Genomic DNA, 20225 nt, shown 5'->3' with positions numbered 1-20225 from the left:
GATGGCGTCCGGGAAGCCGGTTATAGCCATTCATGATCAATCCGGGGCAAATTCGTAAATTCAATCACGCGGCACCTGGCCGGGCGCTCAGCCGGCGGGCCCGCTTCGCATCATTCATATGAGAACGGTATTCAAAAAAGGTATTTTCCTGCTCCTGTCCACCGCATTGGCCGGCGGCGCTCGTGCGCAGCACGATTTCCAAACGGATTATTTCAGGATCCACATCAACAACAAAGGGTGGATCACCAGTATGAAAAACATCACCGTTCAGCCGAACCGTGAATTTAGTCCGAAAGACAAGCCATCGCCCCTGCTGAGCCTGTACGACAGTAAGAAGAAGCAGTATTACCAGCCCGTAAAGGCCAGCTACGCGAAAGGGAACAACACCCTTGCGCTGCAATACCCCAACGGTTCGGTAGCTACCATCAGCATCCAGCCACAGCGGCAATACTTCAGGCTCGTGTTGCGGTCCCTTTCCCCTCGCAAAGGGATAGACGCGGTACAATGGGGCACCATCCACACCAATATCACCAACCTCATGGGCGAGATCATCGGCGTGAGCCGCGATACGAGCGATGCGGTCAACTACGCGATCGGGCTGCTGGCGCTGAACGATAATACCCTCGGCGGAACGGCCGAAACCATCGGCGACGCCGCGCCCTTCCAATACATCATCCATACGCCAGACGCGAAGCGGTTCCCCTTACCGGATTCCCTTCACGAAGGACAGGTTTTCTCCCTCGGCGGCAACGGCATCAGCGATGTGGCGTTTTACGCACATAAAGAGCCCTGGTTCCGGATCATGTACGGAAATGCCGCGATGGTAGACCCCAAAGGCAGGATATCCATCGCCTACCAATCCCGCGACCGGACGTTCGAACGGGAAGTCTACTTTTCCCTCATCCCCAATATGGCCGCCAATACGCCCAACCATTTGCAGGTACAACCCTTGCCCGGCGTGGATTACATCGGTTCTTCCGTGGCGCTGTGGGGAAGCCCGGACAGTACCGCGCTGCTGGATGTCATCCAGAAAATCGTGCTGGCCGAAAAGCTGCCCTACCCCACCATCAACGGCAAATGGGTGAAAGACCCCTCGGCCTACGTTCCCGACGCCATTACCGCCGGCGGATTGTACGACAGCATCATTTCCTACACGGCGAGGCTCGGATTTAAAACGATCAGCCTGTACGACCAGGGGTTCCTGCGCCCGGACAGGGGAAATGCCGGTTACATCGACGGAAGGAATTTCGAGCAAAAGCGCATTAAGCTCACGAGCGGCAACCTGTCTCATAAAGAATTCGCCGATATCGCCGCCAAACACGGCATTACCATCGGCCGGACGCCCATCACGAACTCCCTCGCCCCGGGAACACTCGATGCCAGCCCGGTTCCCAGCGACAGCCTTTGCTACCAGCAAAAGCGCCTGCTGGCCAAAAGCATCAGCGCCACAGATACCATTATTATCGTGGACGATCCCAGATACCTCGACGAGATCGCCAGTTGGGAAGGGCATTGCGCCGATCTGAACATGATAAAAATCGGCAAAGAGCTCATTTACTACATGGGTGTTTCCAAAACGAAGCCCTACCGGCTCTTGCAGGTAAAACGCGGGTATTGGAAAACCAGTCCCGCCGCCCATACTGCCGGAGATACGATTTACAAACTGCAGGTAACGTTGAATTACGGGTACGACGGGCTGATCCCGAATATGGAGCTGCAAGACGAAATTGCTGCGCATTATGCGGATGTGTGCGCCATTAACGGCCTTCGCTATTACGATTTCGACGGACAGGAGTTCCTGTTCAACAACGGGCACGGCTATTATTCCGCCAAGCGTTTCTTCCGGAAAATGTTCGAGAAAGCCGAACGATCGGGCGTAGGCACGATCCGGTTTACGGGGGCTACCTTGTCTGAGGGCTCGTGGCATTACCAGAGCATCTGGAACGTAGGCGGCGGGAAAAACCTCTACGACACCGACACCCGGGAATGGGGAAGCGCCACCAGCCAGGGAAAAGACCTCCGCGACGTTACCTATGCCAATTTCTTCCCGGTGGGCATGGGCGGCAATTTCCCCATCAAGGCGAATTCGAAAGCCGCCGATTACGAGCATGTGCAGGCCATATCGGTGGGCGTGGGCACCACCTACAGCCTCACGCTGAATCAGAAGGATGTGGAAAGCTGTCCGGAGAAAGAAAAGATCTTCGCCGTCATCAGGACCTGGGAGAACGCGAGGGCAGCCAATGCTTTCCCGCGGTGGGTGAAGAAAGAATTATCGGATGCAACACAATCGTTCCACCTGGAAGAAATCGACGGCAACAACTGGAATCTGTACAAGACAAACCGCGATGGATCCTCGCCGCGGCTGTTTGTGAAACTACGCAGCGGCATGGGTAAGTGATGGCGATATGCTATAAGGAAACTCGGAAAAAGGGGATGATCAATCGCAAGATGATGTCCCCTTTTTAATTTCGGTTATGGAGGATGGGAGCGCCCGGTAAGATCCCCTTATATTTGATCCTAACGGGATTAGAATTTGCAAATTTTATAAGTGTTCAAGAAGTTATGATTCAGACGTATTCTAGGGGTGGAATAAAGCCGAGTGCCTGGTGGGCCTCGAAAAGTTAAATTCCTGCTGCCTTATAAACAATACCCTTAATTTAGTCATCATGAAATTAAAGTTCGTAATTATTGTTAGTGTAATAGTGATTGCTATATTGCTTTATTTATTCACTATGAAATGTTACAAAAAACTACCTGAAGTAACAAGCTATAGAATTGTTAGCAACACTGGTAAATCAATACCCGCAAAATTATATTTAAGAACTAAAAAAGATAATAAAGAGCAGGTGATTAACGAACTAATTTTAAGTTTTAATGATTCAATTGTTTCAAGTGAATTGAACATATCAGGTGAAGATGCAGTTTATAAATATCTCGTTATCGTTCCTGATTATAAGTTGATCGGATTGGTAGAACAGATGGGATCCCTCGAAGAAAAGGAGGGATATATATGTCAATCAAATGATGCTGCAAATAAATTCACTCCAATCAACAACAATTATGCTTTTTTTACTAATCCACCGATAAAGGATGCAAGTTTTACGCCTAATAGAATTGCATTTAACACATACGGCGTTTTGAAACAATTTGGAGATAGTGTAATTATTGAATTAAAGTAGGCAATACGTTTTTCAATGTGTACGTGACGTTTCAATACTAAGATAATATTGCGAATTGCGCAAATAAGCAGAAAAAGTAATTCTAATATTATACTTCAATTAATGAAATAATATATTTTGTAGTTCTACTTATATATATTCGACACTATAACAAAAATTGTGTAAACATATAAAATCGGAGTTCGTAAGAGCTCCGATTTTTTTACTTTTAAACTTTACACAGTTTTTGTTATAGTGTCGTAATTAACCGGCGGGTCAAAGATGAAAAAGGTCTTCAATCTCACTAATAAATCTTTCATATGTCAAGTCATTTTATACTAATTTACTTAATTATGTAAATAGTACAATCATCTATTTTTATGATCCTATATAAGTTTATCAACTTAGCGAATGCTAAACTTTTGTTGTCAAACGCAACCTTCAAATTCACACATCCTTCTAATTTCAATGATCCATTTGATTGTTGTGAAGATTTGCTGGAGTATAATATCGAACAAATCACCAGTAAAGAAGTAACTGAAGATTTAAAAACAATCGCTCAAAATTTGAACATTCCTTTGCAAACGCTAATAGACTAGGCTGAAAAAAATCCAAATCTAATACCAGATGCGTATAGATTTTCAAATAAAGGCAAATTCGAAAAAACTTCAGTTCTATGCCTTACAGAAACATATAATAATATTGTAATGTGGGCGCACTACGCTGATTGTCATCAAGGAGTTTGCTTCGGATTTGATGCTAGCATTCGACCTTTTCTTTCTGCCGACAAAGACAAGCTATTGGGCTTGAATAAAGTTTCATATACTGAATTTTCAACAATGAACTATTTGACTGATAAGGAGAAAGCTTTGATAAATATGTTTTCGACTAAAGCCCCTGATTGGCAGTATGAAAATGAGTATCGATTTTTACTTTCATTGAAAGAAGGATTATATAATTTTAATAAATCGATTCTTAAAGAAGTTATTTTTGGCTGTAAGTGCAGTGATGAAAGTATATCTGAAGTAATCAATTTATGCAATCAATTTGGGTATGAAAAGTTATCTTATAGAAAGGCTAAGCGTGTGAAGTTAGAATTAAAGTTTGATCCAATCGTTGAACACGATTGACGGATCCTTATTCTTGGTTGTTTGCATCTCAAATAAAGATATTTTATCGTTATGAAGTATCAACTAAAAGAATTTAATAGGAATATTCCAGATGAAGAACTGCTGGAAGATATTAAGCGTATCGCTGGAAAATTAGGAGCAAATTCACTTTCCTCAAGAGAGTATAACGACAATGGCGGTAGATATACGTCAGGGACAATTGGAATTAGATTTGGTAGTTGGAATAAAGCATTAAAAAAAGCCGGTTTACAGCTTATTCTTCAACGCGAGGTTTCAATAGAAGAGCTACATAAGAACCTTGAACATGTCTGGATTGACCTTGGCAGACAACCTGTATTTAGGGACATGCAGAAATCTTCCTCCAAATATTCGGTTCGTCACTACATGTCTAAATTTGGAACATGGAGAAATGCACTTAAAGCCTTTATTGAATATATTAATTCGGAAGACACAATAGATAATGACATTAAAACTTCAAAAGAAGCAACTTCGGAGCCTACCCCTGCTGCCGAGTTGCTTTTTAAGCATAAAACTAAAAGGTTCCCTAGCGAGCGATTAAAAGTTCAGGTATTAATGAGAGATGGAAACAGGTGCAGGCTTTGTGGAATTACTGTAACAGGAGAAAATATACACTTTGATCATGTAACCCCTTGGTCTAAAGGAGGGGAAACAACCCTTGAAAATCTTCAGGTATTATGTGATGTACATAATCTCGCCAAAAGCAACTTGGAATACTAATCTACGCGCGCTACGCGCAGGTCTTGTAAATTTCCAGTGATCCCGCTGGGATAATTTAAGAAGGTTTTCCCATTAAACTGAAGGAAGCATAAATTTCATGGAGTTCTTCCAAAAGCTCCATTAGAAGAATAATTCTTAAATTCAATGTGCATTTGTTAACCTCAGTAAAGATCATTGAAAACAAAAAGGGAACTCGACTAAATACTCGACTAAAAACAGAAAACCCGCGCCAAGCGCGGGTCTCTTCTAAATCGTGCGGACCGGACGGGACTCGAACCCGCGACCTCCGCCGTGACAGGGCGGCATTCTAACCGACTGAACTACCGATCCATTCCCTACAAAAAACCCGAAGGCTGTTCCGTTTTGGGATTGCAAAGATAAGGACAAAATTCCCATAAACGCAAATCTTTTACCCGAATTTTTTTTCGACCGGAATTGGCTAATTTCATTCATGCTCAATCCGTGATATATGAAAAACCTCCTCCCCATAACCCTCCTCGCCATTTTCGCATCCTGCAACCAGGCCGCAAAGCCCCCAGCTCAAGACTCCTCCATCGTCAATGACGTCAAAGACCTCGTACCCGTGGCGCCCCCTCCCGCCATTAACGTCACCACCACCCAAATCCTGACGCCCGACTCCGTGTTCGATGACGGATCCATCCCCACCAGCTGGGAAAACGCAGGGTTCGAAGACCCCGCAGATTTCAAACAATTCATCGCCCGGTTTAAATCCTGGGTCCGGCAAAACCAGGCAGACAGCATCGCCGCCGTCATCCGGTTCCCCCTTCGCCACTACCCCTCCGCCACCGACTTCACCTCCCAATATCAACAGGTATTCGACCCCTCCCTCAAAAAAGCCATAGACACCCTCCGGCTCGACCGCATCTTCCGCAACGCCCAGGGCGCCATGATCGCCGGCGGACGCATCTGGTTCGCGCAACTCCCCGAAGGCTACCGCATCATCGCCATCAATCCCGAATAACCGTTCCATCCTTCACCAATATGACCGCTGAAGAAGCCCTCCGCCTCATCCGGCTACCGCACCCCGCCTCCACCGAACCACAAACCTGGGCCGACCTCGGCGCCGGACAAGGCCTGTTTTCCCAAGCCCTCCTCCGCCAACTCCCCGCCAACAGCCAGGTCTACGCCGTAGACCGCGACACCACGCCGCCGAAATCGCCCGGCATCGTGCCGCAAATCATGAATTTCGTAACCGAAGAATGGCCGTTCCCGCCCCTCAATGGCATCCTCATGGCCAATTCACTGCATTTCGTACAGGACCAGCATGCGTTTCTTCGTCGCGCGGCGAAGCATCTGTTGCCGGGAGGCATTCTTCTCTTCGTGGAATACGATACCGACACACCCAATCCCTGGGTACCCTTCCCCCTCAGCTTTTCCACCTTGCAGGCGCTGCTGCGCGACCTGGGCTTGCATCCGCTGCAAAAAATCCACACCATGCCATCGAAATTCGGACGGGCGCAACTTTACTCGGCCTGGCATGAATACGCCCGCCAATAATCCCATACACCACAACACAACCGCCACTCGCTGAACGCACCTTTACAGAATATCCCTGATTCCACTGATTTTATTCTATGGCTGTTTTCCGATATTTGCAGCGGATGCCGATACACCGATATATATGGTTACCCCTTCTGATGGCGGCCTTCGCCTGCCACCAACCCCGCGAAACGCACCGGGCGTTCTACCACTGGAAACAGCGGTACGAGCCCGCCCCCGGCGAATCGCAGGCGTTGCAAAAACTCGGCGTTACAAAGCTCTACGTGAAGTGCTTCGACATCGACCGGCAAGCGGGCAACGCCGTACCGGTAGCCATCACAGACCTTCGCGCCCCGTTCCCGGACAGCGCGCGCATCATCCCCGTCGTGTTTATCATGAACGAAGTCTGGCAACGGCAAGACAGTAATTTTACCATTGAAATCGCGCGGCGGACCGCGGAGCTCCTCGAACAGGTTTGCCGCAATATCCCGCAGGAACGTATCCCGGAAATCCAGCTCGATTGCGATTGGACCCGCAGCACCCGCGAACCGTATTTCGATTTCCTCCGCGCCATCCGCCGGGAACCTTTCTTCCAAAACCGCCAGCTGTCTGCCACCATCCGCCTCCACCAGGTGAAATACTCCGCCGGCAGCGGGGTCCCGCCGGTTGATAAAGGTTTACTGATGTGCTACAATATGGGCGACCTCCGAAAACCCGGCGACCACAACTCCATCATCGATCTCAACACCTTACGCGCTTATACCGGCAAAGACCGCATCTCCACCTATCCGCTGCCGCTCGACTTCGCGTTGCCGCTCTTCGAATGGGACGTGCTTTTCCGGAAAGGGCGATACGCCGGCCTCACGCGCAACATGCCGCTGCAAAACGAACAGGTGTTCCGGCCCGCGGGCGAATTCAGCTACACCGTTGTGAAAGACACGGCCATCGGCGGCGTACGGCTGCATCCCGGAGATGTGATCCGGCACGAAGACAGCCCGCCGGATGTTTTGAAAAAGGCCGCCAGCCAGCTGTCTGACCAGCGCCAGCCCGGCGAGCCCACCATCATATTCTATCATCTCGAACCTGGAATTCTCAAAAAATATGACCTCCATGAACTGGAAACGATTTACCGTCTATTCGGGTAGCGCCCTGGCGATGACGCTGGCAGGCGCGGCCTATGTATGGTCGTGCGGCGGAGAAGCCGACCCCTACGATTATTACACCTCGATGTTCAACCCCAACCTCGCCGAAAAGCCGGGATTCGAACCCTTTTATTACACCGCGCTCACGGATTATTATGCCGCGGAAACACCGGAACAAACACTGAACCTGCAGGAATGGGGCGCGTTTTTCAACGGGAAAGTGACGAAAGATGACCTGACCGAATTCATCTACACTTACTCCCGGCCGCAAATGAGCACGCTGTACAATCATATCGAAAAAAATCAGCCGCTGCAACTGCCGGACAGTGTACAGAAAAACGGGCTGACGAAATATTTCCTGGAATCGAAAGACCGCGAAACGCTCGGCTACCTCATGTACGCCAAGCAATGTGAAGCCAATTCCGGTTCCGACAACGCTTGGGAGGAACCTAAGCGCGACTCCGCCGTCATGCTACGCCTGGCGAAAAACGGGATGCAATTGTACCGCGCCGCCCAAAACCCGCAGATCCGCGAGCGATATGCTTTCCAGTCGGTACGCATGGCCCACTTCGCGAAGAACTACAGCCAGGCGCTCCAATATTACGATTCCCTTGCAGCCCCGCTGAAAGGCGAATCGCTCATCCACTACCGCACCCTCGCCCTGAAAGCCGGCGCCCTCATGCGCACGGGCAAGAAAGCGCAGAGCGCCTACCTCTTCTCACAGATTTTCGATAAAGTGCCCAGCCAGCGCAGGCTGGCCTTCCTCAACATGAAATGGGCCGGCGTTTACGAAAACAGCGTGCTGCAACTTTGTAAAACCCCGTACGAAAAAGGCACCATCACCGCCATTTACGCCATGCGGCAAACGGATTATTATCCGCAGGGATTGGAACAAACCTACGCCCACGACCCGAAACACCCGCTGCTGGAAGTACTCCTCAGCCGGGAGATCGCGAAGCTGGAAGAAAATTACCTGACCGCCGCGCTCGGCAAGGAAAGCGGATTGTTCAAAAACTATTATGAATCTTCCGAATACGCCCCCGATAAAGTGGAAAACCTCCGCGACGTGGTGAACCGCATCGCGAAAGAAGGTAAAGTGAAGGAAACCTCACTGTATCATATTTCCAGCGCGTACCTGTCTTACATCATGCACGATTTCAAATCCGCCCGCGCCAGCCTCGCCACCGCACAAAGCCTCCCGGCGAGGCCGGCCGTGAAAGATCAGTTCGAAGTGGTGAAACTGTTGCTGACCATCGCGGAACAACCGAAGCTGGACGCGCCCTTCGAACAGGCCCTCCTCCCTTCCCTCCGCTGGCTCGATACCAAACTGCCCAAACAAACCGATCGCGAATACTGGTACGATCCCGCACCCGAATCGCTCGACGGCGATTTCTATTCCCGGCTGTACCGCAACCTGATGGACTTCATCATCGCCCCTCGCTACGCCAAACAGGGCGATCCCGTTCGCCAGGCCCTCGCCCTTTCCATCCGCGACCGCGTGAAACCGTATCAATATTACTGGACGTTCGTTTCCGCCAAAAACTATATTACCGACAGCCTCAGCACCAACGCCATGATCTCGCTGTACAACGGCCGGAAAGCCCGTAACCAGTCGCCCTACGAAGCGTATCTCTACCAAAGCCTGGAACTGTCGGAAAACGAGCTGGGCGAAGCCATCGCCATCAGCTACGTGCGCATCCACCAGTTCTCCGACGCCGTGGAATGGTTCAAACGCAGCGGCAGCAGCCGGAAAACGGAACTCGCGCTCCGCCCGCAATTGCAGGATTATGGCTACACAGATCCCGACTCATTGGCAACGCCTGTAACGGAATTGCAGTTCGCGGAAAAAATGGTGTCGCTGGAAAAGGAGATGAAGAAATCGAAAGTCAACCCGGAAACGTATTTCGAATACGCCAACGGACTTTTCAGTTTCTCCTATTACGGCGCAGCCTACCATCTTGCCGCGGATTACCGCCCCAGCACCGACTGGTGGCAGCCGGAGTACGACAGAACGCCCTGGCTGAAGGAATATTACGGTTGCTACCGCGCAGAAGAATATTATAAAAAAGCGGCCGACGCGTCCTCCGATCCGGAATTCAAGGCCAAAGCCCTGTTCCTGGCCGCCCGCTGCGCCCAAAAGCACCTGCCTTATTCCGAGCAACTGGAATGGCACATGCAGGCCATCCGTCAAAATCCGTATTTCCCCGCATTGCAGACAGGTTACAAAAACACGCGCTTCTACCAGGATATTATCAGGGAATGCGGGTACCTCCGCGATTTCGCGAAGGCCCAAAAGCCATGATCGACCTGATAATCAACGCATAAAAATGGGCTGGTATGAAAATACCAGCCCTAGTTTTTTTTCATCATTACTACTAAATAAACAATGCAGAACGGCGGCACGATGAGGCGCTCGCCATTCCACATCCAATATAATACATTTCGGCCATTAAAAGTTTCGATTAGGCGTAACCGTGACATTAAAAATTTATGGCGTGATCGATCCCGAACGATTCGCCTTTCCAGGCCTTGCGCATCGTCCAGTCTGCGAAAGGCGCCGCCCAGAACGGATGGCTGGCCGGCAAACCCAACGGCAGCAGCGCCACCGCCGCCAGGTACATGCTTCCGGCGTTGGAATAGGAATCCGCCACACCCGGCTGATGCCCTATCACACCCAGCGTGAGCCAACCTTTCCGGTCGAAGGTGCCGGGGTGGTTGAACTGGCGTTTCATCACCGCCGTCATACCGCAGCGTACCTGCGCGGGAGTTAGCTCGTCCGGCAGTTCGCCCGTGAGCGCCAGTTGCGCCAGCGGCTGAAAAACCGCCGCCCGGTAAGTGGCAGACCGGCCCACGATCGGGTATGTGCCTTCCGGGGAAATCTGCCGCTCCAGGATCACGGCATACCGCTGCATCCGGCGCAGCGCCAGATCGTACGCTTTACGGTAAGCCTCGTTTTTGCCGGCCATCACTTTCAAAATATCCACATACATCGGCTGGATCACGAATGCATTGTAATAGTCGAAGTGGAAAGACGGGCCGTCGCCGTACTGGCTGTCGCCCTTGTACCAAGATGCGGTTTTGTCGAGCGCCTCATCGATCCGGTCTTTCCTGTAATCTTCCCCGATTTGGCACAAAAACGCCTCCACGATCCCCGCGAATAAAGTCCAGTTGTTTTTGAACCCTCCCAAGCGGCGGAACTGCTGCAATTCTTTCACGAACCGCGCCTTGGTAGCAGCAGAAAGCGGCTCCCACAGGGCTTTTGGCGCGCGCAGGAAACCATGTACGAGGAACGCGGCGTCAACGAGCGGTTGCCCGCCCACAGACCAGTTCATGTAATCCGGGCTGGAGGGGTCCACGCAGTGGTCGAGGCTATGGAGCATTTGCGCGCGCAGGGTGCTGCGCAGTTTGCCTTCGGCCGATGCATCGTCCGGAAGGGCGAGCCATGGCGCGATGCCGGCCGTCAGCCGACCGAACGCCTCCAGCCAGGCGGACGTTTTTTCACGATTGCCCCATTGCGGCGCGTATTCCATCTCCCAGTTTTTGCGGAGCGTTCCTGCACTGAGGTTCCCCAGCACCGGCGCCGCCATCTTCCGCAACAGTTCCACCCAAAATGCACGATCGCCGGCGGGTGCCGGTAATGTTTCAGGCGAAAGCCCCAAAGCCGCAGCGGCCGGGCCCACCGGCACGGCGGCCGCCGCACCGAAAAGCGATGTCCACTTCAAAAAATTCCTTCTCTCCATTTACAAATACCATTTTTTATAGCGCAACAGGCCTTCCACAAAATAATAATCCGCATACGTCAGCGGCACATCCACTTCCCCGTTGGCAAGGAAATGCCCTACGCTGTTCTTCAAAATAAATCCGCCGTTTTCACCCAGCTTCGCGCGGTAGGCCGGCGATGCGAGCGACCGCAGCATCGTGGCCGCGGCAGACACGTATTCCTGCCGTTCTTTTTTATCGACATACTGGCCCAGTTCCAGCAGCGCGGATGCGGCGACGGCGCCGGCGGAAGCATCGCGGGAAGTGGGGATTTGCGGCGCGTTGTAGTCCCAGTACGGGATTTTATCGGCCGGCAGGTTGGGATGATGAAGGATGAACTTCGCTACGTGGCGCGCCTGATCGAGATATTTTCGATCCCGGGTGAAACGGTACATGATCGTCCAGCCATACAATCCCCAGGCCTGGCCGCGGCTCCAGGCCGACGTGTCGTGCGCGCCCTGGCCGTTCACTTTCTGGATCACGGTGCCTTTTTCCAGGTCGTAATCCACGATATGGAACGTGCTGTGGTCGGGGCGGTAGTGGTTTTGCAACGTGGTGTTGGCGTGGGTGACGGCGATGTCGGCAAAACGTTTGTCGCCACCCTGTTGCGATACCCAGAGCAATTGTTCGAGGTTCATCATGTTGTCGATGATCACCGGGCAGTTGAGGCGCTTGCTTTTGTTCCACGACTGGATGGAGTGGATGGAAGGGCGATAGCGGGTGATTTGATACACCGCTGCCGTGTCTACCACGTCTTTATATTTTTTATCGCCGGTGATGCGATAGGCGTTGCCGAAGGAGCAGAAGATCATGAAGCCGATGTCGTGATTGCCGGTATAGCGTTTTTCCTTTTCGAGGATGGCGAGGCGGCGTTCGGCTTCGGCTTTCACCATGGCGTCTTTGGAATATTCGTAGAGGTACCAGAGGGTTCCGGGATAAAAGCCGCTGCACCACCATTCGGTGTCGGAGGTGACGGAGCGGCCATGCTGGAAGGTGCGCGGCATGCGGTCCGCCGGCGTACTGTCTTGCAGCACCCGGTACTGCTGCACGGCGAAATCGAGATTGTCGGCAATAAGTCGGCGCATGTCGTTTTTCGACTGGGCCTGGACTGTGGCCGGCATCGCTAGGATTGCCAGCGTGGAGGCCCATTTTCCGAAGGTGGAAATCATGAATAACAATTTAAACTGTAAACGCGTAAATGGAACTAAAAACGTGCAAACGTTTGCATAAAAATAGGAAGCCATCCGGATTATCCAAGGATTTTTTTACATATTGCATCCATGCGTTTTGTTTTATTATTCTTTTTAATATTTACTGGCTGCGCAACCAGCGCACAAACAGGGAAAGTAGTTTCGGTAAAGGATGGCGATACGATTGAAATGCTGATAAGCGGTAAGTCTGTGCGCATCCGGCTTTTCGGGGTAGATGCGCCGGAGAAGGGGCAGCCCTTCGGGGAGAAATCCCGGCAATACACGGCCGATCTTTGTTTCGGAAAAACCGTCCGCATGGAGAAGAAAGACAGGGACCAGTACGGGAGGATCGTGGCGGAAATCTACCTGCCAGACGGGACCTCACTGAACCACCGGCTCGTGGCGGCGGGGTTTGCCTGGCATTATACCCAGTTCAGTAAAAACCCCGACCTGGCGCGCGCCCAGCAGCAAGCGCGGACCGAACGGAAAGGGCTCTGGGCACAACCCCAGCCCATGGCGCCCTGGAACTGGCGGAAGAAACACCGCCGCACGTCACAGTTTCACGCTCAATTATAATATATGGAAACATCATCCCCCCACACCGTAACCCTCCGCTTCCTCGCCGAACCCTCCGACGTTAATTTCGGTGGCAAAGTACACGGTGGCTCCGTGATGAAATGGATCGACCAGGCCGGGTTTACCTGCGCCGCCAACTGGAGCGGACAATACTGCGTGACCGTCTACGTGGGCGGCATCCGCTTCTACAAGCCCATCGCCATCGGCGACCTCGTAGAAATCGATGCTTCCATCATCTACACCGGCAATACCAGCATGCATATTTCCATTCATGTGTATGCCGGCAGCCCGCGTCAAAAGGAAAAAGTGAAAACGACCCACTGCATCATGGTATTCGCCGCGATCGACGAAAAGGGCCAGACCGTGCACGTCCCGAAATGGACGCCGCGCACGGAGCAGGAGAAAAGTATGGAGAAATACGCCCACCGGTTGATGGACCTCCGCAAGAACATTGAAGATGAAATGAAGCCCTACCTCTAGGCCTTACGCAATGGCCCGGCTGAGCGCCTGGGCCTGGCCGGCGGTATAAACGGCCGTGAGCAGCTCGCGGCGGGGAATGCGCTGGTCGAACAGGGGGTCGGTAAACGCCCAGGCGATGCGCTGGCTCTGGCCGAGCACGTAAGTTGCCGGCAAGGGCGCATTTTCCTCGAAACCGGACAGTCGCGCCCAAAGCGGGTCCGTTTCCGCATAAATCCCCGCGCTCTTCGCAATGCGGTAATCTTTGTCGTACGCCAGCGGGAACTTCGCGCCGAGGGCTTTCAGCGCTTCCACTTCATCGCCCGAAACTACCAGCAACTGCCCTCCCATCACCTGGATATCCGCATACAAATCTTCCAACTGCCGTACAAAACCAGGTGCATACCCGTTCCAATGGCGGGAATAAAAAGCCAGCACCAGTGGCTGGTTCAGCAGTTCGCTGCCCGGAACGTAAGCGCCTTCCGCGCCCAGGAACGAAAATGGTACGATGAAATCTTCCCGCTGCAAATGGGAAAGCGGTAAAGCCGATCCTTCAGTAACGGGCTGGATGGGGGTACGGTCTTTGGGACGGGTCGAAATGATTTCGTAACGGAAGGGGAGCAAATCTGCATAGCGGTTGGTAGTGAACATGATCGTAGGTTGGTTTTTGATGCTGATTTTCTGATGACGATACAAAGATAGGGAGAAAATCAATTAGTCCACCACATTTGTAGACTTTTATTTAAGAAAAAACAAAACCCGCCGTAGTGGCGGGTTTTTGAATATCGGGAAGGGGAAATTCCTTATTGTTTCACGAATTCGCCGTCGGCATAGATGGCGATATCGTCGCTCAGCATCTGTGCGGGGAATTTGGCGCCGATGCCGAAATCGCTGCGCTTGATGCTGCCGGTTACGCGGAAACCTGCGGTGGGCTTTTTGCTCATCGGGTTTTCGATGGTGCCGCGGTACCAGAGCTCGAGGGTCACGGGTTTGGTCACGCCATGGAGGGTGAGGTCGCCGGTGATGGTATATTTATTATTACCCGCGCTTTTGAGGGAAGTGCTCTTGAAAGTGAGGGTGGCGTTATTAGCTGCGTCGAAGAAGTCGGGGGATTTCAGGTGGTTATCGCGCTGTTCGATGCCGGTATTGATAGAACCCGTTTCTGCGGTGAGGGTGAATTGTCCATCGCTGAAATCCGCTTTGGATGCGGTTACTGCTGCTTCGAATTTGGTGAAGGAACCGGATACGGTGGAGAGGCCCAGGTGCTGCACATCGAATTTCAGTTGGGAGTGCGCTGCGTCGGATTTCCAGGAGGATTGTGCGAAGGCGCCAACAGATACGGTGACTGCCAGCAGGAGGCTCATTACTTTTTTCATATTGTGTGCTGTTTGGTTATTAACAGGATTGCAAACTTATGTACATTTGCTTTCAACTTGTTAGTAGTTACCTAAAGGTAAGCGGTTACTTTGAGGTAAGTTTGACAATGTTACTCGATTAGATATAAAGATCGACCCGGTTATGTTAAAGTTACAAACTATTTCGGCAGAATGGGAAACCTGTACGGCTTTATCGGCGGTGCAGGATGCGTTGTACGTGTTGCACGGAAAATGGAAGTTGCCGATCATCGTGGCCCTCAGTTCGGGCAACAAGCGTTTCAACGAGCTGCAGAAAACCGTGCCCGGCATCGCGGCGAAAGTCCTTTCCCACGAATTGAAAGAACTGGAACTGAACGGGTTCGTGACCCGGCGGGTCCACGACACCACGCCCGTGCTGGTTGAATATTGTATTACCGATTACAGCAATACCCTCGGCGAAGTGGTGGACGCGCTCCGCAAATGGGGCACCCAGCACAAGGAAAACATCCGCCGGCAGTTGAAGAAAGCCGATTAATCGAGCCGCTGGCGGAGGTAGTTCCCCAGCTCCTTCCCTGCTTTGGCATAGGCGGCGCCGATCCGGGGGCCGCCGGTACCGTTATCTTCCTGATTGCTTTCGCCCGTGGCTTCGTCGATCTGGATTTTCACGAGCGGTTTGGCCGGGTTTTGGGTATCGATGACGGTGATGATGCCTTTCAGTTTGGCGGATTTCCGGATGAGGCCGCCTTGGCCCGGCTCGATGTAGGTGGAGCTGAGCACCAGCTGATAGCGGGTGCCGGGATAGTCGCCGATCTCTATTTCCGAGAATTTCCGGATGGATTCCAGGAACTGGGGCTCGTAATATTTCGACCGGTCGCCGATCCACATTTCTTCCCAGGCGTATCCGCTGCCGGGGGCCCTATTTTCGGCGTCGGCCTTTTTCTTCCGGATATAATTCGATTCTCTTCCCAAATCCCCCACCATCAGTTTATCGTATTTATATATGATCTGAAAAGTATCGATGCCTTTGAGCGCATCGATCTTGCCGGAGGAAACGTCGATTTTCTGGGCGGCGGCCAGGGCGCTCAGCGCCAGGAGCGGGAACAGGAAAAATAAAGTACGGGATCTCATGGTTTTCGGTTATGCCGATAAATATAATTCATTTCGATCAGCTGCAGCATGAAAAAAGGGCACCCCCTAAGGATGCCCCATATGGCTGCTTTTTTGCGAATGTGCCGGTTGATTTTCGTTTACGTGAACGGGTGTTCCGCCCGTCCGAACAATATAGTGTAGCATCTTACGGCTTGGGGCCTTTAAGGGGTTTTCACTATAGATCGGATAGCTTCGCACAAGATACTCACCACCGGAAGCAACACGAACGGCTTCCGCAGAAATCTGAACAGCGGATGACATTGCGCAGGCGGCCGGAAGCGATCCATCCACCGGAAATGAACAAATCCACCTTTACAGCCTTCATCAGGCCAACTTTTTGAACACACCGCAGCGGAAAACAAGAGAACCCGGGCAGAAGGGCCCCGCTTCGGCTGACGAACCAATGACATACTAATTTGGGTCAGGGCACAACATTTCCCACTGCGGTATTGTTTCAGTAGAAGTTTCATCCATCGCTCCCAAAAACCGAACAGCTATCTGTCGCGCACAACCATATCACGACACCTATTTCATTACTAAAAAGTAGAATTTCCATGCCAATGAAAACAACCGCAGGCATCCTGCACGGGGCCAACTATGATTTTACCATGCAGATTCCGCCGAACTACCGTGAATGCCTCATCGAAGAAGCCATCGCCAATCACAACAGCAACGCCGGCGGCGAGATTCTCACCCAGTATTTTTCAGATCAGTACCTGCATGCCTGGGTATACGAAACAGCGCAGGCGGAAACCCAAATCCTGTCGGTCCTCCTTGCCACTACCGCCACTGTGGCCATGTACAATCTAAACGGTACTGCCTGGCTGCACACCCGTGGCCGGGGCGCGCTGGAACTGGAGCCCAACAGTTTCCAGATTTTCAACCTGCAGCCCAGCACGCACCGGCTGGAATTACCGGAAGGCAAACATCGTTTTCTATTCCTGTTCTTTTCCCCGTCGATGCAATCGCTGGTGCAAGAAGAATCCATCGCGTTCCCGCATGAGGAACCGGACCGCGTGCTCCTCGGCCCGTTAGACCTGGAGCAGCTCCAGGGCCTTTACCAGCGCGGGATGGAAGGCGATATCTGGCGGCTGAAGCGCCAGGTGTTGCTGCTCGGCCTGCTGTTCCGTTCACTCGGCCAGGCAGGTGTGAGTTTCCGTGCGGAAGACCTGGCGGTGTACCATCGCGATTACCAAACGCTTAACAATGTGAAGAGCTATATCGCCGAAAACATTGATAAGAAGTTGTCGATCCAGCACCTGGCAAAGCGTTTCGAGATACAGCCCACGCAGTTGCGGCGGGGATATTACAGGGTGTTCCACCAGCATTTGTGCGATTACATCCGTGATCTGCGGTTAGACAAGGCACGTAAATTGCTGACGCAGACGGGGCTTCCGGTGCAGGAGATCGCGTGGGAAGTGGGATATGAGTCGGCAGCGGGGTTTTCGCGGGTGTTCGCGCATTATTACCAGCAGCCGCCGATGAATGTTCGAAGGGAATAAAATTGTACGGATGAAAAAAATGCAAAGAAATCCGTCAATTTGGTGGTTGGAAAATAAAATTAGAAGAGTAGATTTACATACAGAAGCATGAACGACATGAGAATGCACAACAGACCAACACGATTCATGCTCCGCTGAAGAATGTCTACACGAGATAGGACTAGCATCTGATAACCGTCGTTAATTATGTATCTATGAAGCACAAGAGGCTGCTTGAGGGTATTATATTTTTCCTGTTTTTATTCTGGATATATGCCGCCGTGGTGAAGTTGGCGGACATCAGTTTATGGAGGTTCCGGTTACGGGAGCAACCGTTCGACGATATGTTCGCGGAGCCGTTGGCCTGGGGGTTGCCCTTACTGGAATTTGTTATTGCCGCGTTAATGATTTCCGGGAGAACGGTGAAGTGGGGATTGTGGATGGGGGCCGGGCTGCTGGGGGCTTTCAGCGTGTATATCGGGATGATCCAGCTGCACGTATTTTCGCATATTCCATGTAGTTGCGCCGGCATTGTGAAGCATTTCGGCTGGACGGAGCATCTCATCTTCAACATTGCAATCTTGACAGTTACTGTATATGCCATCTTTCAGGTTAACAAGCCGCAAAGTGATATAACTCCTTCGGAGGTACAGCTATCCTGAAGCTACACACAACGTTTTCTTCTTTCTGTTTTCGCCAACTTTCCCCTTCCCTTTAATATTTATTCGCAGCGTCTGAAGTAGATAGACTATGAAAATGGTCTGCGCTTGAAGTATCGCTTTTTTGTTACGTATTGATTCTTGTCTCTTGTTTAATCGCGTAATGTTTTTTTGTCTCGTTTCTTAATCACGTATTGTATTGTCTTATTTACTTGTCAGCATCTAAAATTTAAAAAATCGTATTGATCTCACAAAACCGTTTTATTATGAAAAAGCTTAAAATTGGCTTAATTGCAATCGCGTTATTAATTGGTGGTGTTCAGGCGTATGGGGGGAGGTATAGCCAAACTTATTATTGTGCACCCAATACCTCACAATCTGCCAGCTTCTATTATACAGCATCAAGTAGTCCTGCTATGTTTTGTACTGGAGGTCAAGATTACGACTATGTTTGTACATTCAGCACAGAAAATGGCCTTCCAGTTGGGCATCCTGTCGCGCCGTCACAAGCATTTATTCTTAGCACTTATTTCTAATCACCTGGGGTTTTGTACAATTCCTGCTTTGTCAATTTCAATTTGAGGGAAGGGGAATACATACTTAGGATCATTGGGCTTAAGCTCAATAACTTCTGAACTAACCTTTCGAAATATTGAAGTGGCAAGTCTAGGCTCCAAATTGGTACGTCTTAGATCTTGCCACCTTATCTGTCCTGTAAATGGCAACTCCTTCCTTCTTTCCAAAAGTACCTTATCAAGAGCGACCTCACTATCCGAGGTTTCGAAATCGACATAGGTTCCTTTTCTAAAGCGACGCGCTAACAAGCTGTTCAAGTCTACGAGCCCTTCTTCAATACGATTTAACCGAATCAAACATTCCGCTCGGATTAAAAGAATCTCATTCACAGCAATACCTGAAAAATTCCTGTCCTTACCGGTATAACCACCCAAAAACTTTACCAAGGATTGATCCAATTTCTTATAAAAATAGACCTTCCTTAGGTCGTTGTCATCATATGCTTTGTATAAAATTGTATCCACCCCACTGAATCCAGGAACCTCATTTGGAAAAACTAAGGCGTATCCATTGGCCTCTGCATACCAAATTATTTCACTATTTACCGATTTAAAATCCGGAAATCTATATGGTAAATTAAGTGAGGGTACAATATTGAAATCAATAATCTCTGCGTTATACTTCAAAACTGAATCTGCAAATGTGAGCGACTTCTCATAGTTTCCCATATTTAGATAAACTCGTGAAAGTAACCCCCAACACGCAATTTTTGTTGGTTGTGTCTTAAAAAGAGACTTAGACGATAGTAACCTTGATGACGCCAGAGCGTCAGAAATTATTTGATCATAGCTTGCTTGAACGGTTGATCGTTGCGCAATTTCATTTACATCCGCACTTAATTTAATACATATACCAAGGTCATTTGCCGCCGTAGCCATATCGTAGGGCTTACAAAATAAGTTTACTATTTCGCTATACATGTACGCCCGATAAAAGTATGCTTGTCCTTTAACCTCATCGAACTCAGATGGATTAGAAGCTTCACCTTTTAATCTATCTGCATACTCCAATACGATATTTGCATACAAAACCCCTTTGTAAGCAGTGAAATAATCATTAGAGGCCTGCCCCTCATATATATCACTTCTCCATAAATAGGAATTTTTTTCAACCGCTGGTACCTTAACTAATTCTGATTCCCTTACCCAGATATTATCAGTCCCAATTAGTCCGGACGCAGGTATTGATAGGTTAAAAACTGAAGTATTATTTAATAGTTCTTGTAAATCCCTAATGGACTTAATGACAACATCATCCTTCGTTCTAGGTTCTTCCAGCCATTCGTTTTGCTTCTTACAGCCAGCAAGGACCAACAAGATTAATACAAGCAGCAATAACGGATTATGTAGCTTCATA

21 protein-coding genes and 1 tRNA gene are annotated in these 20225 nt (G+C 50.4%); 15 read left to right on the top strand and 7 right to left on the bottom strand.

Translation table 11 applies throughout. The features are described from left to right. The first annotated feature begins 118 nt into the window (after positions 1–118). From EJ361_RS09300 to EJ361_RS09280, 5 genes are all read left to right on the top strand, one after another. Positions 119–2398, top strand: coding sequence for a hypothetical protein (locus EJ361_RS09300; RefSeq protein WP_205686964.1), 2280 nt, complete (start codon positions 119–121; stop codon positions 2396–2398). Between the two features lie 268 nt (positions 2399–2666). After that, positions 2667–3179: a hypothetical protein gene (locus tag EJ361_RS09295; RefSeq protein WP_126245209.1), complete on the top strand. Its 513-nt coding sequence runs from the start codon at positions 2667–2669 to the stop codon at positions 3177–3179. A 359-nt stretch (positions 3180–3538) separates the two neighbouring features. Next, the gene (locus EJ361_RS09290) at positions 3539–3757 is read left to right on the top strand and encodes a hypothetical protein (RefSeq protein ID WP_126245208.1); all 219 of its coding nucleotides are present in this window, start codon (positions 3539–3541) and stop codon (positions 3755–3757) included. 108 nt (positions 3758–3865) lie between these two features. Further along, entirely contained in the window at positions 3866–4288 is a 423-nt protein-coding gene (locus tag EJ361_RS09285; RefSeq protein ID WP_126245207.1) for a DUF2971 domain-containing protein, read from the top strand. 51 nt (positions 4289–4339) lie between these two features. Beyond that, on the top strand, positions 4340–5026 hold the full coding sequence (locus tag EJ361_RS09280; RefSeq protein WP_126245206.1) for a homing endonuclease associated repeat-containing protein: 687 nt from the start codon (positions 4340–4342) through the stop codon (positions 5024–5026). Between the two features lie 256 nt (positions 5027–5282). Here the strand turns inward: EJ361_RS09280 and EJ361_RS09275 are convergent. Then, positions 5283–5356, bottom strand: a tRNA-Asp gene (locus tag EJ361_RS09275). Positions 5357–5495: 139 nt separating this feature from the next. Between EJ361_RS09275 and EJ361_RS09270 the strand changes: the two genes are divergently transcribed. From EJ361_RS09270 to EJ361_RS09255, 4 genes are all read left to right on the top strand, one after another. Further along, positions 5496–6008 (top strand): hypothetical protein, encoded by a 513-nt coding sequence (locus tag EJ361_RS09270; protein WP_126245205.1) that lies wholly within the window; start codon positions 5496–5498, stop codon positions 6006–6008. Between the two features lie 20 nt (positions 6009–6028). Then, positions 6029–6544 (top strand): class I SAM-dependent methyltransferase, encoded by a 516-nt coding sequence (locus EJ361_RS09265; protein ID WP_126245204.1) that lies wholly within the window; start codon positions 6029–6031, stop codon positions 6542–6544. Between the two features lie 140 nt (positions 6545–6684). Then, complete coding sequence (locus tag EJ361_RS09260) at positions 6685–7671, top strand: hypothetical protein (protein WP_126245203.1); 987 nt, start codon at positions 6685–6687, stop codon at positions 7669–7671. Then, positions 7637–9970 carry a hypothetical protein gene (locus EJ361_RS09255; RefSeq protein ID WP_126245202.1) on the top strand — a complete coding sequence of 778 codons (2334 nt, stop codon included), beginning with the start codon at positions 7637–7639 and terminating at the stop codon, positions 9968–9970. Before EJ361_RS09260 ends, EJ361_RS09255 begins: the two co-directional genes overlap by 35 nt. Before the next feature lie 178 nt (positions 9971–10148). Here the strand turns inward: EJ361_RS09255 and EJ361_RS09250 are convergent, their stop codons facing one another. After that, a complete protein-coding gene (locus EJ361_RS09250; protein ID WP_126245201.1) occupies positions 10149–11408 on the bottom strand; it encodes a DUF2264 domain-containing protein in 1260 nt (419 codons plus the stop codon). Then, positions 11409–12512, bottom strand: coding sequence for a glycoside hydrolase family 88 protein (locus tag EJ361_RS09245; RefSeq protein ID WP_126245200.1), 1104 nt, complete (start codon positions 12510–12512; stop codon positions 11409–11411). 315 nt (positions 12513–12827) lie between these two features. On the opposite strand from EJ361_RS09245, the gene EJ361_RS09240 reads away from it, so the two are divergent. After that, positions 12828–13193: a thermonuclease family protein gene (locus EJ361_RS09240; RefSeq protein WP_164714146.1), complete on the top strand. Its 366-nt coding sequence runs from the start codon at positions 12828–12830 to the stop codon at positions 13191–13193. Between the two features lie 3 nt (positions 13194–13196). Further along, positions 13197–13673 (top strand): acyl-CoA thioesterase, encoded by a 477-nt coding sequence (locus tag EJ361_RS09235; RefSeq protein ID WP_126245198.1) that lies wholly within the window; start codon positions 13197–13199, stop codon positions 13671–13673. Between the two features lie 3 nt (positions 13674–13676). On the opposite strand, the gene EJ361_RS09230 is transcribed toward EJ361_RS09235, so the two are convergent. Continuing rightward, positions 13677–14300, bottom strand: coding sequence for a redoxin domain-containing protein (locus EJ361_RS09230; RefSeq protein ID WP_126245197.1), 624 nt, complete (start codon positions 14298–14300; stop codon positions 13677–13679). Between the two features lie 152 nt (positions 14301–14452). Continuing rightward, positions 14453–15025 carry a YceI family protein gene (locus tag EJ361_RS09225; protein ID WP_126245196.1) on the bottom strand — a complete coding sequence of 191 codons (573 nt, stop codon included), beginning with the start codon at positions 15023–15025 and terminating at the stop codon, positions 14453–14455. A 142-nt stretch (positions 15026–15167) separates the two neighbouring features. Between EJ361_RS09225 and EJ361_RS09220 the strand changes: the two genes are divergently transcribed. Continuing rightward, positions 15168–15539, top strand: coding sequence for a winged helix-turn-helix transcriptional regulator (locus EJ361_RS09220; RefSeq protein WP_109693981.1), 372 nt, complete (start codon positions 15168–15170; stop codon positions 15537–15539). Here EJ361_RS09220 and EJ361_RS09215 read toward each other — a convergent pair. Further along, a complete protein-coding gene (locus EJ361_RS09215) occupies positions 15536–16132 on the bottom strand; it encodes a hypothetical protein (protein ID WP_126245195.1) in 597 nt (198 codons plus the stop codon). The two genes, EJ361_RS09220 and EJ361_RS09215, sit on opposite strands and share 4 nt — an antisense overlap. A 581-nt stretch (positions 16133–16713) precedes the next feature. On the opposite strand from EJ361_RS09215, the gene EJ361_RS09210 reads away from it, so the two are divergent. From EJ361_RS09210 to EJ361_RS09200, 3 genes are all read left to right on the top strand, one after another. Further along, positions 16714–17655, top strand: coding sequence for a helix-turn-helix domain-containing protein (locus tag EJ361_RS09210; protein ID WP_164714145.1), 942 nt, complete (start codon positions 16714–16716; stop codon positions 17653–17655). Positions 17656–17849: 194 nt separating this feature from the next. Next, positions 17850–18296 (top strand): MauE/DoxX family redox-associated membrane protein, encoded by a 447-nt coding sequence (locus tag EJ361_RS09205; protein ID WP_126245193.1) that lies wholly within the window; start codon positions 17850–17852, stop codon positions 18294–18296. Between the two features lie 263 nt (positions 18297–18559). Further along, a complete protein-coding gene (locus EJ361_RS09200; protein WP_126245192.1) occupies positions 18560–18829 on the top strand; it encodes a hypothetical protein in 270 nt (89 codons plus the stop codon). On the opposite strand, the gene EJ361_RS09195 is transcribed toward EJ361_RS09200, so the two are convergent. After that, a complete protein-coding gene (locus EJ361_RS09195; protein ID WP_126245191.1) occupies positions 18830–20224 on the bottom strand; it encodes a RagB/SusD family nutrient uptake outer membrane protein in 1395 nt (464 codons plus the stop codon). Position 20225 lies beyond the last annotated feature (1 nt).

It is taken from the genome of Chitinophaga rhizosphaerae (assembly GCF_003958645.1).
GTDB lineage: Bacteria > Bacteroidota > Bacteroidia > Chitinophagales > Chitinophagaceae > Chitinophaga > Chitinophaga rhizosphaerae.
The sequence above is the reverse complement of the archived record's forward strand: the minus strand, read 5'-3'. Positions and strand labels throughout refer to the sequence as shown.

Excerpts from the sequence above, each read along its gene's own strand:
- EJ361_RS09285 (WP_126245207.1), top strand. The coding sequence starts at position 3,866 with ATGTGGGCGCACTACGCTGATTGTCATCAAGGAGTTTGCTTCGGATTT.
- EJ361_RS09245 (WP_126245200.1), bottom strand. The coding sequence starts at position 12,512 with ATGCGCCGACTTATTGCCGACAATCTCGATTTCGCCGTGCAGCAGTAC.
- EJ361_RS09195 (WP_126245191.1), bottom strand. The coding sequence starts at position 20,224 with ATGAAGCTACATAATCCGTTATTGCTGCTTGTATTAATCTTGTTGGTC.
- EJ361_RS09290 (WP_126245208.1), top strand. The coding sequence starts at position 3,539 with ATGATCCTATATAAGTTTATCAACTTAGCGAATGCTAAACTTTTGTTG.
- EJ361_RS09235 (WP_126245198.1), top strand. The coding sequence starts at position 13,197 with ATGGAAACATCATCCCCCCACACCGTAACCCTCCGCTTCCTCGCCGAA.
- EJ361_RS09220 (WP_109693981.1), top strand. The coding sequence starts at position 15,168 with ATGTTAAAGTTACAAACTATTTCGGCAGAATGGGAAACCTGTACGGCT.
- EJ361_RS09225 (WP_126245196.1), bottom strand. The coding sequence starts at position 15,025 with ATGAAAAAAGTAATGAGCCTCCTGCTGGCAGTCACCGTATCTGTTGGC.
- EJ361_RS09265 (WP_126245204.1), top strand. The coding sequence starts at position 6,029 with ATGACCGCTGAAGAAGCCCTCCGCCTCATCCGGCTACCGCACCCCGCC.
- EJ361_RS09215 (WP_126245195.1), bottom strand. The coding sequence starts at position 16,132 with ATGAGATCCCGTACTTTATTTTTCCTGTTCCCGCTCCTGGCGCTGAGC.
- EJ361_RS09210 (WP_164714145.1), top strand. The coding sequence starts at position 16,714 with ATGAAAACAACCGCAGGCATCCTGCACGGGGCCAACTATGATTTTACC.
- EJ361_RS09260 (WP_126245203.1), top strand. The coding sequence starts at position 6,685 with ATGGCGGCCTTCGCCTGCCACCAACCCCGCGAAACGCACCGGGCGTTC.
- EJ361_RS09295 (WP_126245209.1), top strand. The coding sequence starts at position 2,667 with ATGAAATTAAAGTTCGTAATTATTGTTAGTGTAATAGTGATTGCTATA.
- EJ361_RS09230 (WP_126245197.1), bottom strand. The coding sequence starts at position 14,300 with ATGTTCACTACCAACCGCTATGCAGATTTGCTCCCCTTCCGTTACGAA.
- EJ361_RS09255 (WP_126245202.1), top strand. The coding sequence starts at position 7,637 with ATGAACTGGAAACGATTTACCGTCTATTCGGGTAGCGCCCTGGCGATG.
- EJ361_RS09250 (WP_126245201.1), bottom strand. The coding sequence starts at position 11,408 with ATGGAGAGAAGGAATTTTTTGAAGTGGACATCGCTTTTCGGTGCGGCG.
- EJ361_RS09280 (WP_126245206.1), top strand. The coding sequence starts at position 4,340 with ATGAAGTATCAACTAAAAGAATTTAATAGGAATATTCCAGATGAAGAA.
- EJ361_RS09205 (WP_126245193.1), top strand. The coding sequence starts at position 17,850 with ATGAAGCACAAGAGGCTGCTTGAGGGTATTATATTTTTCCTGTTTTTA.
- EJ361_RS09300 (WP_205686964.1), top strand. The coding sequence starts at position 119 with ATGAGAACGGTATTCAAAAAAGGTATTTTCCTGCTCCTGTCCACCGCA.
- EJ361_RS09270 (WP_126245205.1), top strand. The coding sequence starts at position 5,496 with ATGAAAAACCTCCTCCCCATAACCCTCCTCGCCATTTTCGCATCCTGC.
- EJ361_RS09200 (WP_126245192.1), top strand. The coding sequence starts at position 18,560 with ATGAAAAAGCTTAAAATTGGCTTAATTGCAATCGCGTTATTAATTGGT.